Raw genomic sequence first — 19,107 nt, forward strand, 5'->3', positions numbered from 1 at the left:
AGAACGTGAGCATTGTGGGAATCGAAGCGATGAACGTCTTCGCCGGCACCGCCTGCCTGGACGTGACCAAACTGGCCCAGCACCGCGGCCTGGACATGAGCCGGTTCGAGAACCTGCTGATGAAGCAGAAGACCGTGGCCATGCCGTACGAAGACCCGGTGACCTTCGCCGTCAACGCGGCCAAGCCGCTGATCGATGCGCTGACGCCGGAGGAGAAGGACCGCATCGAGATGGTCATCACCTGCACCGAGTCGGCGTTCGACTTCGGCAAGTCGATGAGCACCTACTGCCACGACCTGCTCGGGCTGAACCGCAACTGCCGTCTGTTCGAGCTCAAGAACGCCTGCTACTCGGGCGTGGCGGGTCTGCAGATGGCGGTCAACTTCGTGCTCTCGCAGACCTCGCCGGGCGGCAAGGTGCTGGTGCTGGCGACCGACGTGTCGCGCTTCATGGTCGAGGAGGGCGGCGAAGCGCTGTCGGCGGACTGGTCGTTCGCCGAACCCAGCGGCGGCTCGGGCGCGGTGGCGATGCTGATCAGCGACCGCCCGCACGTATTCCAGATCGACGTCGGCGCCAACGGCTACTACGGCTACGAAGTGATGGACACCTGCCGGCCGTCGCCGGACACCGACGCCGGCGACACCGACCTGTCGCTGCTGTCGTATCTGAACTGCTGCGAGAACGCGTATCTGGAATACCAGAAGCGAGTGACCGGCGCCGACTTCGGCGCGACCTTCGACTATCTGTCGTACCACACCCCGTTCGGCGGCATGGTCAAGGGCGCGCACCGCAACATGATGCGCAAGCTGGTCAAGGCCAAGCCGGCCGACATCGAGAACGACTTCCAGCGCCGGGTCACGCCGGGCCTGATCCACTGCCAGCGGGTCGGCAACATCATGGGCGCGACCGCCGCGCTGTCGCTGGCCAGCACCATCGACCACGGCGACTTCGTCGTGCCGCAGCGCATCGGCGTGTTCTCGTACGGCTCGGGTTGCTGCTCGGAATTCTTCAGCGGCATGGCCCGCCAGGAAGGCCAGCAGCGGTTGCGCGAGATGAAGATCGGCGAGCGCCTGGACAAGCGCTACGAGCTGAGCATGGAGCAGTACGACCGCCTGCTCGAACGCAGCCGCGAGATGAAGTTCGGCACCCGCAACCTGCAGGCCGACGCCGAGTTCATCCCGCAGGCGCGCGCCGCGCTCGGCGCGCCGACCCTGTTCCTGAAGCAGATCAAGGAATTCCACCGGGAATACGAATGGGTATCCTGAGCGAGCCTTACCGGACCGTGCAGGTCCGCTTCGACGAGGACCTCTGCTTCGCGCAGATCCATCGTCCGCAGGCCAACAACGCGATCGACGATACGCTGATCGCCGAGCTGACCCAGGTGTTGGCGCGCTGCGAGGACGCGGCCAAGATCGTGGTGCTGGAAGGGCTGCCGGAGGTGTTCTGCTCCGGCGCCGATTTCCAGCAGATCCAGGCGCGCCACGCCAGCGGCGCGGCGCAGGAGCAGGACCCCGGTCCGCTCTACGATCTGTGGCACCAGCTCGCCGCCGGTCCGTACCTGACGATCGCCCATGTACGCGGGCGCGCGAATGCCGGCGGCATCGGCTTCGTCGCCGCCTGCGATATGGTGCTCAGCGACGAGAAGGCGACCTACAGCCTGTCGGAACTGCTGTTCGGGCTGATGCCGGCCTGCGTGATGCCGTTCCTGATCCGGCGCATGGGCTACGCCAAGGCCAACTACCTGACCTTGCTGACCCAGCCGATTGCGGCGCGGCAGGCGCTGGAATGGGGGCTGGTCGACGCGGTCGAGGACAACAGCGAGAACCTGCTGCGCAAGCACCTGCTGCGCCTGCGCCGGCTCAACAAGCAGGCGCTGGTGCGCTACAAGCGCTACGCGCTGTCGCTCGACGACAGCCTCAGCGCGGCGCGGCCGCTGGCGCTGGCGGCCAATCGCGAGGTGTTCGCCGATCCGCAGAACGTCGAGAAGATCGCGCGCTACGTCAGCACCGGCCGATTTCCGTGGGAGGCGGCGTGATGAGCGAGCCCATCGTCGCGGTCGAGCATCCCGCGCCCGGCGTCGCCCTGGTGCGCATGCAGGACCGCGCGCACAAGAACACCTTCACCAACGAACTGATCGCCGCGCTGTCGGCCGCGTTCGCCGCCGTCGCCGCCAACCGCGACTGCCGGGTCGTGGTGCTGACCGGCTACGACAGCTATTTCTCCAGCGGCGGCACCCAGGACGGTTTGCGCGACCTGTTCGACGGCAAGTTCAAGTTCACCGACCGCGATCTGTACAGCCTGTCGTTGAACTGCCCGGTGCCGGTGATCGCGGCGATGCAGGGCCACGGCATCGGCGGCGGCTTCGTCATGGGCCTGTTCGCCGACATCGTGGTGCTGGCGCGCGAAGCGGTCTACACGGCGAATTTCATGAAGTACGGATTCACCCCGGGCATGGGCTCGACCTTCATCCTGCCCAAGAAGCTCGGCCTGGCCCTGGCCGAGGAAATGATGCTGACCGCCGCGACCTACCGCGGCGAGGAACTGCAGCGGCGCGGCGCGCCGTTCGCGGTGCTGCCGCGCGAGCAGGTGCTGGCGCACGCGCTGCAGGTCGCCGCCGAGCTGGCCGACAAGCCGCGCGCTTCGCTGGTCACGCTCAAGGATCACCTGGTCGGCCCGCTGCGCGAAGCGCTGCCGCGGTTCATCGACCAGGAAGTGGCGATGCACGAACTGACCTTCCACCAACCGGAAGTCAAGGACCGCATCGAAGCGTTTTTCGGACAGTGAACCACCCGCGGCCGCAAAGGGCCGCACTCAAACAAACCGGAGAGAGAAGCCATGAACCAGGACCAAGTGTTCGAAATCATCGTCGGCCACACCAAGGAAGTGCTGCCGAACCTGGAGAAGCACCCGTTCCAGCAGGACGACTCGCTGCGCGCGCTCGGCGCCAACTCGATCGACCGCGCCGACATCATCATCATGACCCTGGAGTCGCTGTCGTTGAACGTGTCGCTGACCGAGATGGCCAAGGCGGAGAACATCGGCCAGCTGGCGGGCATCATCCATGCCAAGATCTGAGCCGCCGGCCGTTCTGGCCACCGGCGTCGGCGTGGTGTCGGCCATCGGCCAGGGGCGCGCGGCGTTCGCCGACGCCCTGCTCGAAGGCAGGCACCGCTTCGACGCGATGCGCCGGCCCGGACGGCAGCGGCCGCAGGACGACGGCGCGCCGGCGTTCCTCGGCGCCGAGATCGAACAGCTGAACGTGCCCGAGGCGATTCCGCGCGCGTTGTTGCGCACCGCGTCGCTGTCGGGGCAGGCCGCGCTGACCGCGTTGCACGAAGCCTGGCACGACGCGCGCCTGGACGAGGTCGCGCCCGAACGCATCGGCCTGGTCATCGGCGGCTCCAACGTGCAGCAGCGCGAGCTGACCCAGGTCCACGACGCGTACCGCGAGCGGGTCGCGTTCCTGCGCCCGACCTATGCGATGTCGTTCATGGACAGCGATCTGTGCGGGCTGTGCACCGAAGCCTTTCCGATCCGCGGCTTCGCCCAGACCTTGGGCGGCGCGTCGGCGAGCGGGCAGGCGGCGACGATCCAGGCGATCGAATCGGTGGCGTCCGGCCGGGTCGACGTGTGCATCGCGATCGGCGCGCTGATGGACCTGTCGTACTGGGAATGCCAGGGGTTCCGCTCGCTCGGCGCGATGGGCTCGGACCGCTACGGCGACGATCCCGCGCGCGCCTGCCGCCCGTTCGACCGCGACCGCGACGGTTTCATCTACGGCGAGTCCTGCGCGGCGATCGTGATCGAGCGCGCCGACGCCTGCGGCCGCGCCGGCGTCGCGCCGTACGCGCGCATCGCCGGCTGGGCGATGGCGATGGACGGCAACCGTAATCCGAATCCTTCCTTGCAGGGCGAGACCGCCGCGATCCGCGGCGCGCTCGACCGCGCCGGCTGGTCGGCGCGCGAGATCGACTACGTGAATCCGCACGGCACCGGCTCGGCGATCGGCGACGTCACCGAACTGCAGGCGCTGCGCGACTGCGGGCTCGACCATGCCTGGATCAACGCGACCAAGTCGGTGGTCGGCCACGGCCTCAGCGCCGCCGGCGCGACCGAGCTGGCGGCGATCCTGTTGCAGATGCGCGCCGGCCGCCTGCATCCGACCCGCAACCTCGACGACCCGATCGAACCCGGCTTCAACTGGGTGCGCGAACGCGCGGTGCCGCACGCCATCGCCAACGCGATCAACCTCAGCATGGGCTTCGGCGGCATCAACACCGCGATCTGCTTGAGCAAGTGCTAATCAACGAACGAATCAGTGGAGGCACGACCATGAAGACCTACATGTTCCCCGGGCAAGGCTCGCAATCCAAGGGCATGGGCGAGGCCCTGTTCGAACGCTTCAAAGAGCGCACCGCGCAGGCCGACGAGGTGCTCGGCTATTCGATCCGCGAGCTGTGCGTGGACGACCCGCGCGGCGAACTCGGCAATACCCGCTTCACCCAGCCGGCGCTGTACGTGGTCAACGCGCTGAGTTACTACGCCCGGGTCGAAGACAGCGGCGAAACCCCGGACTTCGTCGCCGGCCACAGCCTCGGCGAGTTCGACGCGCTGCTGGCGGCGGGCTGCTTCGATTTCCAGACCGGCCTGAAGCTGGTCAAGAAGCGCGGCGAGCTGATGAGCCAGGTTTCCGGCGGCGCGATGGCGGCGGTGATGAACGCCAGCCGCGAGGAGATCGAGCGCATCCTCGCCGACAATGGTCTGGGCAATATCGATCTGGCCAACTACAACACTCCGTCGCAGATCGTGATCTCCGGCGACGCCGACGAGATCGCCAAGGCCGAACCGCTGCTGCGTCAGGGCCGGGTGCGATTCTATCCGCTGGCCACCAGCGGCGCCTTCCATTCGCGCTTCATGCGCGGCTCGAAGGACAAGTTCGCTAAGTTCCTCAAGGGCTTCAAGTTCGACGAACCGAAGGTACCGGTGATCGCCAACGTCACCGCGCGCGAGTACGAAGGCAAGAAGATCGCCGAGACTCTTGCCAACCAGATCGCCAGCACCGTGCGCTGGTCCGACAGCGTGCAGTACCTGCTGGCGCTGGCGGCCGAGCGCGGCCAGGAGATGGAGTTCGTCGAGCTCGGCCACGGCGACGTGCTGACCCGCCTGGTGCACACCATCAAGCTGCAGACCCAGCCCGCCGCCGAGGCGCCGGCGGCCGCGCCGGCGCAGCCCGTTGCCGCATCTGCGCCCGCGCCGGCCGCGCAAAGCGCCGCGCCCGCCAGCGGCAGCGCCGCGGACAAGGTCGCGGCCTGGAACCGCCGCCATCCGGTCGGCACCAAGGTCAAGTCGACCGTCAGCGACTACCCGGACCTGGAGACCCGCACCGAAGCGGTGGTGCTGTTCGGCCATCGCGCCGCGGTCTACATGAAGGGCTACAACGGCTACTTCGATCTGGAAGAGCTGGAAGCGGCCTGAGCGCATGCGCGTTTTCGCCCTGTCCGACCTGCACGTCGACTATCCGGACAACGCGCGCTGGCTGCGCGCGCTGTCCGCGCAGGACTATCGCGAGGATCTGCTGATCCTGGCCGGCGATCTGACCCATCGCCGGCCGCTGCTGGCGTGGTGCCTCGGCGAATTCGTGCGGCGCTTCGCCACCGTGCTGTTCGTCCCGGGCAACCACGATGTCTGGGTGGCCGGCGAGGCGGCGCCGAAGACCTCGCTGGACAAGTTCGCCGAAGTCGCTTCGACTGCGTTCGAGTGCGGGGTGTCGATGAAGCCGCATCTCGCCGGACGCACCCTGTTCGCGCCGCTGCTGGGCTGGTACGACTATTCCTTCGGCGAGCCGGGCGAGGAGCTGCGGCGCAGCTGGAGCGATTTCGTCGCCTGCCGCTGGCCGCCGGGCTACGGCCCGGCGCAGGTGTGCGCGCATTTCCTGTCGATGAACGCGCTCGAGGTTCCGCGCGGGGTCGAACGGGTCATCAGCTTCTCGCACTTCCTGCCGCGGATCGATCTGGTGCCGCCGTACGTGCCGGCGCGCCACCGCATGCTCGATCCGGTGCTCGGCAGCGCCGGGCTCGACGCCCAGCTGCGCCGGCTCGGTTCCAGCCTGCACGTGTACGGGCACAGCCACATCAACCGCAGCGTGCGCATCGACGGCGTCGACTACGTCAACAACGCCTTCGGCTATCCGAACGAAGACGCGATCGCGGCCAAGCGGCTGCTGTGCATCGGGGAGGTGTGAGATGAATTACGTGCATGCGGCGCAGGCGGCAGCCGGGCCGGCGCTGGCGGAGCCGGAGCGGATCGAAGCCGGGCGCGGCGCCATCACACGCGCCGTGCCGGCGCGCGCCGGCGACGAGGTCGAGCTGTGGCTGGCGTTCTATCACGACCCGGTCTACGCGACCCTGCTGCCGCGCCTGCGCGGCCTGCTCAGCGCCGACGAGCGCCAGCGCGAAACGCGCTTCCATTTCAGCGACGACCGCAAGCGCTACCTGGTGACCCGCGCGCTGGTGCGCAGCGTGCTGTCGCGCTACGCGGCGATGGCGCCGGAGCGGTGGCGCTTCGCCGCCAACGCCTACGGCCGCCCCGAAATCGACGGCGCGCCCGCGGACGCGGCCGATCTGCGCTTCAACGTCTCGCACACGCGCGGGCTGATCGCGATGGCGGTCGGGCGCGGCCGCGAGCTCGGCGTCGACGTGGAGCACCTGTCGCTGCGCGAAGTCTCGCAGGCCGTCGCCGAGCGCTGCTTCGCCGGCGAGGAACTGGCCGACCTGGCGCGGATCGAACCGTGCCGGCGCCAGGACCGCTTCTTCGAGTACTGGACCTTCAAGGAGGCCTACATCAAGGCGCGCGGCATGGGTTTGTCGCTGCCGCTGGAGCAGTTCAGTTTCCACTACCCGCAGGCGGACGCGGTGCGCCTGGCGATCCGGCCCGAACTCGGCGACGACGCGCAGCGCTGGAGCCTATGGCAGTACCGGCCGACCCCCGACTACCTGCTCGCGCTGTGCGCCGAGCGCGGGCACGGCGCGGCCGCGCCGCGCATCCGCAGCATCGTGCCGACCCTGCACGAGCGCGAGCTGCACCTGCCGCTGCTGAAGTCGTCCGAGCGCGCCGCGGCCTGAGCGCCGCGGCGGCGGCCGCTACGCCGCGCGCAGCGCGGCGAGGTGTTTCGAATCCTGGCCGTACGGCGTCAGCACCGCATGCGCGGTCGAGCGGCTGTCCGCGGGCAGCGCGTACTTGGCGAAGGTGGCCATCGTGCCGGATGCGCCGACGTCGATGTAGCGGTGCGGCCCGAGCCGTTCCAGCGCCGCCAGGGTGTCGCGCAGCAGGATCGGCCGGCGCACCACCCGCCAGAAGAAATCGGCCGGCAGCTCGGTCAGCACCGCGGCCTGTTCGCAGCACGCCAGCGGCACGGCGCCGCGGCCGAGCGGAATGCCGCGCATGAAGGTTTCGAACGGCGCCTGCGCCGGATCGATCCAGCGCGAATGGAACGCGAACGACACCGCCAGCCGCTGATGGGCGATGCCGCGTTCGCGCAGCTGCGCTTCGATCGCGTCGAGCCGGGCCTGCGGCGCGGCGACGGCGAAGTGCTGGGCGAAGTTGTCGGCGGCCAGTTCGGCGTATTCGCCGAGCCAGCCCGCGTCGACCAGTTCGCGCCCGGCCAGCACCGCGATCATGCCGCCGCGCTCGCAGGTGTCTTCGAACGCGGCGGCCTGGCGGATCGTCGCGTCGAGCGCGTCCTCGACGTCGAGATGCCCGGCGACCGCGGCGGCGACGAACGAGCCCAGGCTTGCGCCGAGCACCCGATCGGGGCGGATGCCTTCTTCGATCAGGCACTGGGCCAGGGAATACCCGAGGATGAATATCGCCGGATGGGTGATCGCGGTGCGGTCGAAGGTTTCTCCGCGGCCGTAGCCGTATACCGTATCGATAATCCGCAGGCCGGAGTTTTCCTGGACGAATCTGTCCAGACGCGTCATCCAGTGACGGAACACGTCATGCGATTCGAACAGCTGTTTTCCCATTTGAAAGTATTGGGAACCCTGGCCGGAAAACATGAATACGGTTTTTGCGGGGGTCACGGGATAGCCTCGCGAACGGGGCGCGCAGCGGCCCGTGTATCGAATCGGAAACATGCGGCGAACGCATTCGCGCGGCAGGCGTAGTCGTAAAATAGAAACATGTGATTTATGTGCGATCCAACACTTGTGTTCAGTGCCAATTGTGACGAAGTGGCCCAACCGGATTCGTGATTCTGATTAACTTTAATCAAGCCGCATGCGATATCGAATCGGCGATTGGTTTCACGGTTTTTTTGCAACTCCGCTACTGAGTGAACAGGGGGCAGCCTCGCTTCGCGATGCGCCGGCATGCGTTCGATTCGCGCCGGCGGGCGTGTTGGCGCCTGCTCGAAGGGGCTCAACGCACTTACGACCGAACGCCGGCGCACGCCGCGCGGGCGGCGGGGCATTGCGTGGGCAAAGGCATCGGTTATCGGTAAGGGCCGTTGAATGATCGAGCAGCGAGTTCGTCCGTGGTATGTACTGCGTACCAGAAGCCGTCATGAGAAAGTCGTCGTGGATTGCTTGCGCGAACGCAGCATCAATGCGTATCTGCCCAAGCGCTCGGTGGTGAGGCGCCGCGACGACCGCCGCAGCGTCGTCGAGCTGCCGGTGTTTCCGGGCTATGTGTTCGTCCAGCCCGATGAGGAGCAACACGCGCACATCCGCTACATCCGCGGTTCCTGCGGCCTGGTCATGACCGGCGCGACGCCGGCGGTGATGCCGCAAAGCGAACTGGAAGCGGTCAAGGCGCTGGTCGACAGCAGCGCGGAGCTGCAGTCCAGCGCGAGCCTGATGCCGGGACAGCGGGTCAAGGTCACCGGCGGGCCGTTCGCCGGGATCCACGGAGAGCTGGTCCGGGCCAAGGGTCAGGAGCATCTGGTCATCAACGTGCAGCTGCTGTGCAGCAGCATCAGCGTGGTGGTCGATTCCGACATGGTGTCCGCGCTCTAGCCCGCGCATCGGCGCGGCGCTTCGCCGCCGCGCGCGGCGCCGTTTCTCGCGATGCCCGACCGCGCTCCTGCGCCGTACCGCTGCACGCAGCGGTACGGCGCAGCGCCAGCGCGGTTTTCAGCTGCCTGTGGCCGGCGCAGCCTGCGCGCCCTCGGCGCGGCTCAGCCGGCTCCAGTAGTCGACTTCCTGGATGTCGTCGACGTGGGCGTTGCGGTAGATGTCCTTCTTCAGCAGGCCCGGCAGTTCGTACATGTACTGATAGGTGATCTTGGTCAGCAGCAGGTTCGCCAACGGGTAGGGCAGCTCGCCCATGTCGGTGTCCTGGGTCAGCTCGACGTAGAGATCGCCGTTGGCCTTGGGATCGAAGCGCCAGGTGTTGTGCAGATGGCTGACCCGCACGCAGCACGGATCGCGCGGCAGGCGGTTCGGCGCGGCGTTGAGGTCGACCACCGCGACTTTGCTGGCCGGGTCCTGCCAATGCTGCTGCAGCAGCACGTACTGGCGGGTCATCGCGCCCGGGATGTCGTACTTGAACTTGAAATAGGCGGCGTAGTGGCCGGGCACCGAGGGCATCTTGTCGATCACGTCGGCGTCGTAGCAGTAGGCGTCCTTGCAGCCGACGCTGACCGATTCGAGCATCCAGATCATGCTGGCGATGCGGGTCTTCTCGACCTGCACGCCGCCGCGCACGAGCAGGCGCGCCTGGCCCGGCGCCTTCAGCGACCACACCTTGACGCCGTTCTCGTCGCGCACGAGCTGCCACTCGCCCGAGCCCGAGCGCACCCACAGCACGTGCGCGGCCAGCGCCACCGCGAGCGAGCCGAGCGCGGCGTATCCGAGGTATTTGAGCAGTTTCTTGCGCCGCTTCGGCTTGACCGCCGGCGCGGCGGCGACGCTGTCGTCGTGGGGAATGCTTGCCATGTAGGGTTTCTCCATGAAGGCGGCGCGCGCCCGGTGTCGCCGGTGGCGCCGTTGAGAGTGAAACCGCGCGTCGCGCTTGCGCCGGGCGCAGGCGTGCCCGCACCGCGGCGTCGCCGCCGCGGTGGAAGGGGAAAGCGCAGAGAGGCCGCGCGCGGCTAAGAGGCGGCGGCGGGCGGCGCGCGGGCGCGCGCGGCGAAGGTCAGGCCGGCTGCTTTTCCAGGCGGCACAGCAGGAATTCGCAGGCGCGGTCGATGACTTCGCGCTGCACGGCCGCGTCCGGCGGCGGCGCCCACAGGATGATCGAGACCCAGTAGTGCGGGGTCTTGAGCATGCCGGTGAAGGTGTCGGCGGCGACGTTCGGCGCCAGATCGCCGAGCTGGCCGTCGGCGGCGGCGTCGACGAACCAGCGCTGGATGCTGCCTTCCTTGTCGGCGAAGCGCATCAGCAGTTCCATGCCGCGGCCCGGCGCGCGCATCGCTTCGCCCTGCACGATGCGGCTCAGCGGGATCTTCTTCGGATCGAAGATCAGTTCCATCTCCAGTTCCGCCAGTTCGCGCAACTGCTGGGCGAACGGACGCGCCGGGTCGTAGCGCAGCTGCGCCATCGGCGAAACGCTTTCGACCATCCAGCCCACCACTTCGTCGAGCAGCGCCTGCTTGTTCGGCAGGTAGGCGTCGACGGCGTCTTGCGGCACCGTGGCGCGGGTCGCGATCGAGGCCATGCTGGCGCCGTCGAGGCCGTGTTCGGAGATTTCGGCGATGCCGGCTTCGAGTATCGCGCTGCGGTCGTGTTCGAGCTGGTCCATGAGTAAGCCCTGTGGCGAAAGTGTCGAGGGAAAGCGCGCCCGCGGCGCGGGCGTCGCGTCGTTGCTGTTGCGGTGCGGTTGCGCAGGAACTCGCGCTGCCGGCGGCGCGGGCCGCGGCGGCGGTTCGTGTCGAGTGGGTCGCGCAGCCGCTGGCCCGCCCTGTACGGCTTGCGGGTCGGATCGCGCTGGGTGACCGGGCGGCGCGGCCACCAGAGCCGGCGCCTCCGCTCAGGAAGCGAGCGGGGTCGGTGCGGACGCAACGCGTGCAGATCGAGCCGGCACGCAGGTGTTCCGCCGTCGGTCCGGCCGCGGAAGGCGAACGCCGCTCCGCGCTCGGAACCGAGCCGGATCTTGGCCCATCGCGATGACGAAATGACTTCTCGTCGTCTCAGTCTGGCGCTCGTGCGCGGCCGTATTTCCGGTTTGTTGACCGGATTCGCCAAGATTTTCCGCCGCGGGTCGCACAAAGCGCGGACCGCGCGCGACCGGTTTCCGCACCGGTGCGTTCGCGCTCGCATGCGGCCGCCGCGACGCGCGGCGGCGGCTCAGCCGAAGGTGGCGAGCAACAGCCCGGCGTATTCGCGCAGCGCCTGCGCGCTGTCGTCGAGCGCCTGTTGCGACGGCGACCAGGGTTCGCCGGCCGCCGCGGCCGGCGCCTGCGGCGCCAGCGGCAGCGCCGGCAGTCCGGCGCGCTGGAACCATTGCAGCGCGCGCGGCATGTGCAGCGCCGAAGTCACCAGGATCGCGCGCCGCCAGCCGCGTTCAACCGCGATGCGCGCGCTGAGTTCGGCGTTGCCGCGGGTGTCGCGGCTGGCTTCTTCCAGGGTCAGCGCATCGCGCGGCACGCCGAGCCGAACCAGGGCGTCGGCCATGATCCGCGCTTCGCTGACGCCGCGGGTGCTGGCGCTGGGCCCGCCGCTGAGCAGGATCGCAGGCGCGCGGCCGGCGTGCCACGCGCGCGCGGCCGCGGCGACGCGGTTGCCGGCCAGTTCCGGCGCGTCGGCGTCGCCGCCGTCGAAGCCGCTGACCCGGCCGATGCCGCCGCCGAGCACTACGATGACGTCGGCCTGCGGCAAGCCTTCGGCGCTTTGGCCCAGATAAGCGCCTTGCAGCGAATCGCGCAGCGCCGCCGCGGCGGCCGGCATCGACCACAGCAACGACCACGCCAGCGCCAGCGCGGCCAGCGCGAACGCGCTGCGGCGCCAGCGCAGCAGCCACACCAGCGCGGCCAGCGCCAGCGCGACGGCGCTGGCGTGCACGGGTTCGGTCAACCAGGCCGCGGACACGGCGGCCTCACTCCGACGAGCGCAGCAGGCCGCGCGCGCCGTCGTCGCCGGTCAGCCGCGCCAGCGCGTCGCTCATCAACCGCGCCTGGCGGTCGCGCGAGTACGCCGGCGCCGCGGCCAGGCTGGCTTCGCGCAGGCGCCGCATGCGCTCGGGATCGCCGGCCAGGGCGGCGATTTCGGCGGCCATCGCGGCCGCGTCCTCGGGCGCTACGCAGACGCCGCAGCCGGTGGTTTCGACGATCCGCACCGCCTCGCCGCGCGGCAGCGACATCAGCGCCGGAATGCCCATGCCCATGCCTTCGAACAACTTGGACGGGATCACCGAGGCGAACACCGGCGTGTCGCGCAGCGGGATCAGCGACAGATCGCACAGGCCCCACAGCTTGGGCATCATCTCCTTGGGCTGGCGCGGGATCATGCGCACGTTCGGCAGCGCGCGTTCGGCCGCCATCCGCTCGACCTGCGCGCGCTGCGCGCCGCTGCCGGCGAAGAAGAACACGATGCGCGGGTCGTCGCGCAGCAGCTCGGCCGCGGCGATCACGTTCTCCAGCCCGTGCGCCATGCCGTGGGTGCCCAGATAACCGACCACGAAACGGCCGTCGAGGTCGTACTGGCGCGCCATCACCGGGTCGCGCGCGGCCGGCTTGTAGCGCTGCAGGTCGACGCCGTTGAGCACGACGTGGATCTTGCCGGGGTCGACGCCGCGGTGGATCAGCTCCTCGCGGAACGACTGGGTCACCGGCACGATCGCGTCGGCGCTGCGATAGAGGAACATCTCGAGCTTTTCCAGCGCCCGGATCGCCGCGCTGCGCTGCATCGCGCCGACCGCGGTGATCGAGGCCGGCCACAGGTCGCGCAGTTCGAACACGAACGGCCGGCGCTTGAGCCGCGCCAGCGCCCAGCCGCCGAGCGCGCAGAAGAACTGCGGCGAGGTCGCCACGACCACGTCGGGGCGGCGCTCGAACAGGCCGGCGATGCCGCCGGCGGCCATGAAACTGAGGTAGTCGAGGGTGCGCTTGAGAAAGCCTTCGTTCGCGGTGATGTAGGTCTTGACCCGGACCACGCGGATGCCGTCGAGGGTCTCGACGCTGCGCCACGCGTTGCGGTAGCCGGGGAACAGCTTGCCCTCGGGGAAGTTCGGCGCGCAGGTGACCACGGTGACCTCGTGGCCGGCGCGCACCCAGCGCACCGCGTGCTCGTAGGTGCGGGTCGCCGGGGCGTTGCCTTCGGGCGGGAAATTGTCGGTCAGAAACAGAATACGCATGGCTTCAGCGTCCCCAGTCCAGCGCCAGCGTGGCGGTGCCCACGCGCGGGTCGAGCGCGGTTTCGATCACGCTGCACGGCCGGCTCAGGCCGAAGCCCGGGTAATAGCGGCTCAGCGCGAGGGTGTCGCCGGCGGCTTCGCTGCGCCAGCGCAGGCGCACGTCGCCGCTTTCGCAGGCGCCGGGCTCGCAGCGTATTTCGTGGCCGTCGACGGCGAAATCCGGATGCACGCGCAGGCGCGCGACCGCGTCGCCGAAGCGGCCTTCGATGCGGTCTTCGATGCGCAGGCCGCGCGGGGTCAGCACCCAGCGCCGGCGGTGCAGCGGCCGGCCCTTGAGCCGGCGGTAGCCGTCGTGCGCGGCGCTGAGCCACAGCGACTCGCCCTCGCGGCCGTGGGCGACCGCGCGCGGGCGGGCGCGGCGGGCGACGCGGAAGCTGCTCCACACTTCGGAGGAATCCTCGCCGTCGATCTCGACCGTGTTGTGCGCGGCGGTGCCGCGCTGCCACAGGCGTTCGGGGTCGATGTCGTAGCGCGAGATGCCGGCGTTGACCAGCACCCGCTTGCCGCGCAGCGACAGTTCGAAGCTCAGCGTGTCGGCGTGGGCGTGGCCGGGCAGGTAGTCCGGGCCGATTTCGCCGACGTCGCAGATCAGCACCGCCTCGCCGCATTGCAGCCGCGCATAGCCCGACTGCGGCAGCATCTGCAGCGGTTCGCGCGAGGCCGGCGGCGGTTCGACGCCGAGCGCGCGCGCATAGGCCTGCAACTGCGCCAGGGTCGCGGCGATGCCGTGGGCGGCGTCGTTGAAGAAGGCGATGTCGCCGTCGGGGTGGGTCATCACCGCCAGCCACGACAGCATCGCCCGCGCCTTGTCGCGCCAGCTCTGCACGTCGCGCTCGGGGAACGCGCCGGGGTAGACCAGGGCCAGCTGGACCAGATCGAGCAGATCCTCGAGCAGGATCGCGTGGTACATCGGGCTGCGTTCGAAATGGCCGCCGTCGGCGAGGATCTGCTCGGCGATTTCGCCGCGCAGGCCGGACAGGCCGAGTTCGCGCCAGCGCTGCGCCTCGACGCCTTCGAAGAACGCGCCGGCGAACAGCAGCGCCTTGTAGTTGGCCCACAGGTGGTTGCCGAGCAGATGCCGCTCCAGCCGTCCGCGCAGGAACCGCACCTGCACGGCGAGGCTGTCGAGCGCGGCGCGCGCGCGGGTCGCGTCGCCGAACAACTGGCCGCCGCAGCGCCACTTGATCCAGTTGACGATGCGCAGCGACAGGCAGTACGGCTCCCAGCCGTTGCCGGCCGGCGGCGGGTTGTCGGCGATCCAGCGCGCGATCAGGTCGCGGTGCCAATGTTCGCGCGACGCCGACCCAATGGCGTTGAGATCGTCGAAGTAGTGCAGGTTGTACAGCCACAGCTTCGCCAGCCGCGCGCTGTTCCAGTCGTTGGCGCCGATCTCGTGCTCGTCGTTGAGGAAGCGGAAGCGGGTCGGCCCCAGCATCGAGGCGGCGCGCTCGCAGGCGATCCAGCCGCGCTCGAACGCGGCCATCTGCGGCGCCGGCGCGTGCGCGACCCGCGGCCGGTGCAGCCGGTGCCAGGCGCGGCCGTAGATCTGCACCGGGCGCAGATGGCGCACGGTATGCCACAGCCGCGGCAGGCGCGTGGCCAGACTCATGCGGCGCGCTCCGGGCAGCGGCGCGCGCTCATACCGATGCGTCCAGTTCGAGGGTGACGCGCGCGACCTCGAAGATTTCCTCGGCCGGAATCGGCGCCGGCGCCTCGCCGCGCGCGGCGCGCATGAACGCCTGCGCGCATGCGGCCTGGCCCTTGTCCTGGCTCCACAGATTCATCTTGTTGAAACCCGGCCAGCCGTAGCCGCGCAGCTTGCGGAAGTTGTCCAGCGCCAGCACCCGGCCGGCGGCGAACACTTCCAGGCGTTCCTTGGGGAAGCTCTTGTGGCCGTTGGCGAGGTAATGCACGGTGCCGAAGGAACCGTCGGCGAAGCTCAGGGCGAAGCTGACCCGGTCGCTGCGGATGCCGACGCCGGGCACGTTGCCGACCGCGGTGAGCTGGTGGCCGACGATCGGCGAACCGGCGAGGAAGCGCAGCAGGTCGACGAAGTGGCAGGCCTCGCCGATCAGGCGGCCGCCGCCGGCCTGCGGGTCCTGGGTCCAGTGCTCGGCCGGAATCGCGCCGGCGTTGACGGTCATGACGAAGCTCTTGGGCTCGCGCACGCCGGCCAGCAGCTGATGGATCTTCTGCACCTGCGGGGCGAAGCGGCGGTTGAAGCCGACCATCAGCACCGGCGGCGGGCCGTACACGGCCTGCTCGGCGTGGGCTTTCTCGATGGTCTGCAATTCCTCCAGGGTCAGGCACAGCGGCTTTTCCACGAACACGTGCTTGCCGCGGCGCAGCGCCTTGAAGGTCAGCTCGGCGTGGCTGGCGTGCTGGGTCGCGATCACCACCGAGCCCACGGCCGGATCGCGCAGCACCGCGCTGGTGTCGGTGCTGGCGTGGGAGAAACCGAACTTCTTGCCGAAGTGGACGCTGCCGACGCCGTTGGCGGTCACCACCGTGTGCAGGCGCGCGCCGGCCTTGGCGAAGGCCGGGATCAGCACGCGTCCGGCGTAGTTGCCGGCGCCGATGAAGGCGACCGCGTTGCGGTCGAGCGCTTCGCTGTCCTCGCGCACCGTGGTCGCGACCGGCAACGGGATGTGGCGGCGGATCAGATGGTCGGCCATCTCGCCGCCGCGGCCGTAGTCGAGCACGATGCCGAGCGAGGGCTGGCCGCCGCCGAGCACGCCGTAGGCGGCCTCGGCGTCGGCGATGGGATAGCGGTGCGACACCAGCGGCTGCACCTGCAGGGCGCCGGCGGCCATCATGTCCAGCACCGCTTCGAAGTTGCGCTGTTCGGTCCAGCGCACGAAGCCGACCGGGTAGTCGTTGCCGCGCTCCTCGTAGGACGGGTCGTAGCGGCCCGGGCCGTACGAGCACGAGACCTGGAACGACAGTTCCTTCTCGTAGAAATCCGCGCGCGACAACTCCAGGCCGGTCACCCCGACCAAGACGATGCGGCCGCGCTTGCGGCACATGTGCGCGGCCTGCGAGACCGGCTCGTTGCTCTTGCTCGAGGCGGTGATCAGCACCGCGTCGACGCCGCGCCCGCGCGAGAAAGCGTGCGCCGCGGCGACCGGATCCTCGCCCTTGGACAGGTCGACGGTCTCGGCGCCGTAGCTGCGCGCCAGCGCTAGCTTGGCCGGATCGAAATCGATGCCGAGCACGCGGCAGCCGTGCGCGCGCAGCAACTGCACGGTGATCAGGCCGATCAGGCCCAGGCCGGTGACCACGACGGTTTCGCCGAGGCTCGGCTGGACCAGGCGGATGCCTTGCAGGCCGATCGCGGCGAGCACGGTGAACGCCGCGGCTTCGTCGCCGACTTCATCGGGAATCTTGGCGCACAGGTTGACCGGCACCGCGACCACTTCGGCGTGCTTGCCGTTGCTGGCGACGCGGTCGCCGAGCTGGAAACCGCTCACGCCGGGGCCGACGCCGATGACCGTGCCGACGTTGCAATAGCCCAGCGCCAGCGGCTGATCGAGCTTGCTGCGGACCGCGTCGAGAGTGGTGGCGAGGCCGTCGGTGCGGACCTTCTCCAGCACCATGCGCACCTTGTCCGGCTGCTGGCGCGCCTTCTGCAGCATGTTGGCCTTGCCGAACTCGACCAGCATGCGCTCGGTGCCGGCCGAAACCAGGGTGACGTGGCTGCGGATCAGCAATTGCCCGCGGCGCAGCGCGGGGGCGGGGACGTCGGCGACTTCGGTGCTGCCGTCGCGCAGGTTTTGCAGGACTTGTTGCATGGCGGTTCCGGACTTCGATGCGGGGGAAGGGGGCGGCTCAGGGGCGCTGCGCGGGGCGGCGGCCGGATGCGGCGGGGGCCGATTGGATCCGGCTGGACTGGATGAAACTGCGGGTGACCGGCACCCAGTCGCGTTCGCCGCCGCCGACGCGCTTGCTCCAGATGACCGCGCCGTCGGCGGCGCGGTGCAGCTGGTCGAGCTGGAATTTCCAGTAATCGGAGGCGACGAACTCGCCGTCGCGCGGGGTCTTGTCGTGGTACTGCGGCCACACGAACGGCAGCACCGGCTTGGCCGGGTCGAGCTTGCGCGAGGCGGCGACCATGTTGTCCAGGCGCCGGCGCCAGCGGTCGCGGTCGTCGTCGACGGTGTACAGCGAGGGGAAGAACAGGTCGACCGATTTCGCCAGCTCCTTGCCGCGCACCGGATCGTTCTTGTCGATCGAGCCGGGGAAACCGTAGTAACCGATCTGCCGTCCCGGCGCGGCTTCGCGCGTCCAGCGCGCCAGGGTCTGCAGCTTGTCGAGGTTGGTCGCCGACAGCTGCGGGTCCTTGGCCAGGTTGATGTGCTCGAAATCCAGGACCAAGGGGCCGGGATTGGCGAGGCTGGCGCGCACCGCGTCCTTGTAGCGCTTCTCGTCGGGCATCACGCCCTTGGCCAGTTCCGGCAACTGCGGCTCGCCGAGCAGGTTGGAACGGGCGATGTCGAGGTTGCGGTCGTTGCCGTCGGTGTACTTGGTGTTGTTGTAGAGCCTGAAGTCGCGCGCCGATGCCGGCGCGGCGAGCGCCAGCGCGAGCAGCGCGGCGGCCGCGGGAAGGATTCGCAGTCTCATGATTTCAGCTCCGCGCATTCGGCGATCACCCGCGCCATCGCCGTGTCCCAGGCCTCGTAGCGCAACTGGCGCAGGCCGGCGCGGCGCGCGTCCAGCAGCGAACGGTCGGCGTCGATGCGCAGCAGTTCGCGCGCGAGCTGGGCGCCGTCGCCGTAGTCGGCCAGGAAGCAGGCGTGGCGCTGTTCGAACGGCGCCGAGGTGAACAAGCCGGGGTTGGTGAAGAACGGGATTTCCAGCGCCGCGCAGTCGAACCACTTGTTCGGTTCGGCCAGCCGGTTGATCTCCAGCGCCGGGTCGTAGAAGGCCAGCACCACGTCGGCGCCGAGCAGCATCGCCAGCGCCTCCTCGTTGCTGACGATGCCGCGATAGCGCTCGCCGAGCAGGCCGGCCAGGCGCTGCGCGTCGTCGCCGAGCAGGCGGCCGGCGCCGACGAAGTCGATCCGGCCGGCGCAGGCTTCGATCGCCTCGCGCATCATTCCGGCGCCGCGCTCGGGCGAGATCAGGCCGCTGATCAGCACGCGCAGGCGGCGGTCGCGCGGCGGCTGCGCCGCGACCAGGGCGCGCGCGCGGGCGATGGTGTCGGTGTGCGGGGTGTTGCGCACCACCCGCACGTTGTCGCTGTCGTTGCCTTCAGTGCGCGAATCGCCCGGCACCACGTGCAGCGCGGCGCGGCGGCCGACGAAGCGTTCCAGCCATTCGATGCCGCGCTTGACCGGCGCCGGCCAGGCGTAGCTCTTGGACAGCTTGTCGCGGTCTAGGAACACGTAGCGGCAGCGGCGCAGGCACGAGACCAGGGCGCAGGGCAGGGCGGCGTCCAGGCGCGAGCAGAAGTACACCCCGGCGCGCGGCTGCGCGAACACCCGCACGGTCAGCCACAGCACCCACAGCGCGTAGCCGAGCGCGTTGACCGCGCCGCCGCCCCAGGAGCCGAAGCTCAGCAGCACCCGCACCTTGGGCAGGTCGCGGGCTTGCTTGTCGCGGCTCCAGATCCAGAACTCGTACGGCACCTGCGCGCTGTCGAGCACCTTCGACAGTTTCGCCAGGTACGGGTTCTTCAGATAGGGATTGCCTTGGCCGAGGATGATCGCTTGCATGTTCGGGATTCGGGATTCGGGATTCGGGATTCGGATGGAGCTG

Annotated in this window: 18 protein-coding genes; 9 read left to right on the forward strand and 9 right to left on the reverse strand. The window is 69.5% G+C overall.

The genetic code is table 11. The features are described 5' to 3' along the window. Positions 1-5: 5 nt before the first annotated feature. The 8 genes from JHW38_RS02615 to JHW38_RS02650 are packed head-to-tail and all read left to right on the forward strand — an operon-like array spanning position 6 to position 7,121. Entirely contained in the window at positions 6-1,265 is a 1,260-nt protein-coding gene (locus tag JHW38_RS02615; protein WP_207524482.1) for a hydroxymethylglutaryl-CoA synthase family protein, read from the forward strand. Further along, entirely contained in the window at positions 1,253-2,035 is a 783-nt protein-coding gene (locus JHW38_RS02620) for an enoyl-CoA hydratase/isomerase (protein WP_207524483.1), read from the forward strand. The genes JHW38_RS02615 and JHW38_RS02620 overlap by 13 nt, the downstream gene beginning before the upstream one ends. After that, positions 2,035-2,784 (forward strand): polyketide synthase, encoded by a 750-nt coding sequence (locus tag JHW38_RS02625; protein ID WP_207524484.1) that lies wholly within the window; start codon positions 2,035-2,037, stop codon positions 2,782-2,784. Before JHW38_RS02620 ends, JHW38_RS02625 begins: the two co-directional genes overlap by 1 nt. A 51-nt stretch (positions 2,785-2,835) precedes the next feature. Beyond that, positions 2,836-3,075 (forward strand): acyl carrier protein, encoded by a 240-nt coding sequence (locus JHW38_RS02630; protein WP_207524485.1) that lies wholly within the window; start codon positions 2,836-2,838, stop codon positions 3,073-3,075. Further along, on the forward strand, positions 3,062-4,303 hold the full coding sequence (locus JHW38_RS02635) for a beta-ketoacyl synthase N-terminal-like domain-containing protein (protein WP_207524486.1): 1,242 nt from the start codon (positions 3,062-3,064) through the stop codon (positions 4,301-4,303). Before JHW38_RS02630 ends, JHW38_RS02635 begins: the two co-directional genes overlap by 14 nt. Positions 4,304-4,332: 29 nt before the next feature. Then, on the forward strand, positions 4,333-5,475 hold the full coding sequence (gene fabD, locus JHW38_RS02640) for an ACP S-malonyltransferase (RefSeq protein ID WP_207524487.1): 1,143 nt from the start codon (positions 4,333-4,335) through the stop codon (positions 5,473-5,475). A gap of 4 nt (positions 5,476-5,479) precedes the next feature. Continuing rightward, complete coding sequence (locus tag JHW38_RS02645; protein ID WP_207524488.1) at positions 5,480-6,241, forward strand: metallophosphoesterase family protein; 762 nt, start codon at positions 5,480-5,482, stop codon at positions 6,239-6,241. A gap of 1 nt (position 6,242) precedes the next feature. Further along, positions 6,243-7,121 (forward strand): 4'-phosphopantetheinyl transferase family protein, encoded by an 879-nt coding sequence (locus JHW38_RS02650; RefSeq protein ID WP_207524489.1) that lies wholly within the window; start codon positions 6,243-6,245, stop codon positions 7,119-7,121. An 18-nt stretch (positions 7,122-7,139) separates the two neighbouring features. On the opposite strand, the gene JHW38_RS02655 is transcribed toward JHW38_RS02650, so the two are convergent. Next, on the reverse strand, positions 7,140-8,135 hold the full coding sequence (locus JHW38_RS02655; protein ID WP_343225449.1) for an acyltransferase domain-containing protein: 996 nt from the start codon (positions 8,133-8,135) through the stop codon (positions 7,140-7,142). A 375-nt stretch (positions 8,136-8,510) separates the two neighbouring features. Here JHW38_RS02655 and JHW38_RS02660 point away from each other — a divergent pair, with 375 nt between their 5' ends. Then, positions 8,511-9,014: a UpxY family transcription antiterminator gene (locus JHW38_RS02660; protein WP_207524491.1), complete on the forward strand. Its 504-nt coding sequence runs from the start codon at positions 8,511-8,513 to the stop codon at positions 9,012-9,014. A 117-nt stretch (positions 9,015-9,131) separates the two neighbouring features. Here the strand turns inward: JHW38_RS02660 and JHW38_RS02665 are convergent, their stop codons facing one another. The 8 genes from JHW38_RS02665 to JHW38_RS02700 all read right to left on the reverse strand — a co-directional run bounded on the left by JHW38_RS02665 (position 9,132) and on the right by JHW38_RS02700 (position 19,064). Next, a complete protein-coding gene (locus tag JHW38_RS02665; RefSeq protein ID WP_207524492.1) occupies positions 9,132-9,935 on the reverse strand; it encodes a hypothetical protein in 804 nt (267 codons plus the stop codon). A 199-nt stretch (positions 9,936-10,134) separates the two neighbouring features. Continuing rightward, the gene (locus JHW38_RS02670; RefSeq protein WP_207524493.1) at positions 10,135-10,740 is read right to left on the reverse strand and encodes a TetR/AcrR family transcriptional regulator; all 606 of its coding nucleotides are present in this window, start codon (positions 10,738-10,740) and stop codon (positions 10,135-10,137) included. A gap of 545 nt (positions 10,741-11,285) precedes the next feature. Then, a complete protein-coding gene (locus JHW38_RS02675; RefSeq protein WP_207524494.1) occupies positions 11,286-12,026 on the reverse strand; it encodes a YdcF family protein in 741 nt (246 codons plus the stop codon). A gap of 7 nt (positions 12,027-12,033) precedes the next feature. Next, entirely contained in the window at positions 12,034-13,290 is a 1,257-nt protein-coding gene (locus JHW38_RS02680) for a glycosyltransferase family 4 protein (RefSeq protein WP_207524495.1), read from the reverse strand. 4 nt (positions 13,291-13,294) lie between these two features. Continuing rightward, positions 13,295-14,959 (reverse strand): heparinase II/III family protein, encoded by a 1,665-nt coding sequence (locus JHW38_RS02685; protein WP_207524496.1) that lies wholly within the window; start codon positions 14,957-14,959, stop codon positions 13,295-13,297. A gap of 28 nt (positions 14,960-14,987) precedes the next feature. Next, positions 14,988-17,141, reverse strand: a complete 2,154-nt coding sequence (locus JHW38_RS02690; RefSeq protein WP_207524497.1) for a bi-domain-containing oxidoreductase — start codon at positions 17,139-17,141, stop codon at positions 14,988-14,990. Between the two features lie 37 nt (positions 17,142-17,178). Further along, positions 17,179-17,970: a hypothetical protein gene (locus JHW38_RS02695; protein ID WP_207524498.1), complete on the reverse strand. Its 792-nt coding sequence runs from the start codon at positions 17,968-17,970 to the stop codon at positions 17,179-17,181. After that, positions 17,967-19,064, reverse strand: coding sequence for a hypothetical protein (locus tag JHW38_RS02700; RefSeq protein WP_207524499.1), 1,098 nt, complete (start codon positions 19,062-19,064; stop codon positions 17,967-17,969). Before JHW38_RS02700 ends, JHW38_RS02695 begins: the two co-directional genes overlap by 4 nt. Between the last annotated feature and the right edge of the window lie 43 nt (positions 19,065-19,107).

This window comes from Lysobacter enzymogenes (assembly GCF_017355525.1).
Classification (GTDB): Bacteria; Pseudomonadota; Gammaproteobacteria; order Xanthomonadales; family Xanthomonadaceae; genus Lysobacter; species Lysobacter enzymogenes_C.

Bases quoted from the DNA above. Each gene is read 5' to 3' on its own strand.
- JHW38_RS02665 (WP_207524492.1), bottom strand. From the start codon at position 9,935: ATGGCAAGCATTCCCCACGACGACAGCGTCGCCGCCGCGCCGGCGGTC.
- JHW38_RS02645 (WP_207524488.1), top strand. From the start codon at position 5,480: ATGCGCGTTTTCGCCCTGTCCGACCTGCACGTCGACTATCCGGACAAC.
- JHW38_RS02670 (WP_207524493.1), bottom strand. From the start codon at position 10,740: ATGGACCAGCTCGAACACGACCGCAGCGCGATACTCGAAGCCGGCATC.
- JHW38_RS02635 (WP_207524486.1), top strand. From the start codon at position 3,062: ATGCCAAGATCTGAGCCGCCGGCCGTTCTGGCCACCGGCGTCGGCGTG.
- JHW38_RS02660 (WP_207524491.1), top strand. From the start codon at position 8,511: ATGATCGAGCAGCGAGTTCGTCCGTGGTATGTACTGCGTACCAGAAGC.
- JHW38_RS02625 (WP_207524484.1), top strand. From the start codon at position 2,035: ATGAGCGAGCCCATCGTCGCGGTCGAGCATCCCGCGCCCGGCGTCGCC.
- JHW38_RS02700 (WP_207524499.1), bottom strand. From the start codon at position 19,064: ATGCAAGCGATCATCCTCGGCCAAGGCAATCCCTATCTGAAGAACCCG.
- JHW38_RS02695 (WP_207524498.1), bottom strand. From the start codon at position 17,970: ATGAGACTGCGAATCCTTCCCGCGGCCGCCGCGCTGCTCGCGCTGGCG.
- JHW38_RS02655 (WP_343225449.1), bottom strand. From the start codon at position 8,135: ATGTTTCCGATTCGATACACGGGCCGCTGCGCGCCCCGTTCGCGAGGC.
- JHW38_RS02620 (WP_207524483.1), top strand. From the start codon at position 1,253: ATGGGTATCCTGAGCGAGCCTTACCGGACCGTGCAGGTCCGCTTCGAC.
- JHW38_RS02680 (WP_207524495.1), bottom strand. From the start codon at position 13,290: ATGCGTATTCTGTTTCTGACCGACAATTTCCCGCCCGAAGGCAACGCC.
- JHW38_RS02690 (WP_207524497.1), bottom strand. From the start codon at position 17,141: ATGCAACAAGTCCTGCAAAACCTGCGCGACGGCAGCACCGAAGTCGCC.
- JHW38_RS02685 (WP_207524496.1), bottom strand. From the start codon at position 14,959: ATGAGTCTGGCCACGCGCCTGCCGCGGCTGTGGCATACCGTGCGCCAT.
- JHW38_RS02630 (WP_207524485.1), top strand. From the start codon at position 2,836: ATGAACCAGGACCAAGTGTTCGAAATCATCGTCGGCCACACCAAGGAA.
- fabD (WP_207524487.1), top strand. From the start codon at position 4,333: ATGAAGACCTACATGTTCCCCGGGCAAGGCTCGCAATCCAAGGGCATG.
- JHW38_RS02650 (WP_207524489.1), top strand. From the start codon at position 6,243: ATGAATTACGTGCATGCGGCGCAGGCGGCAGCCGGGCCGGCGCTGGCG.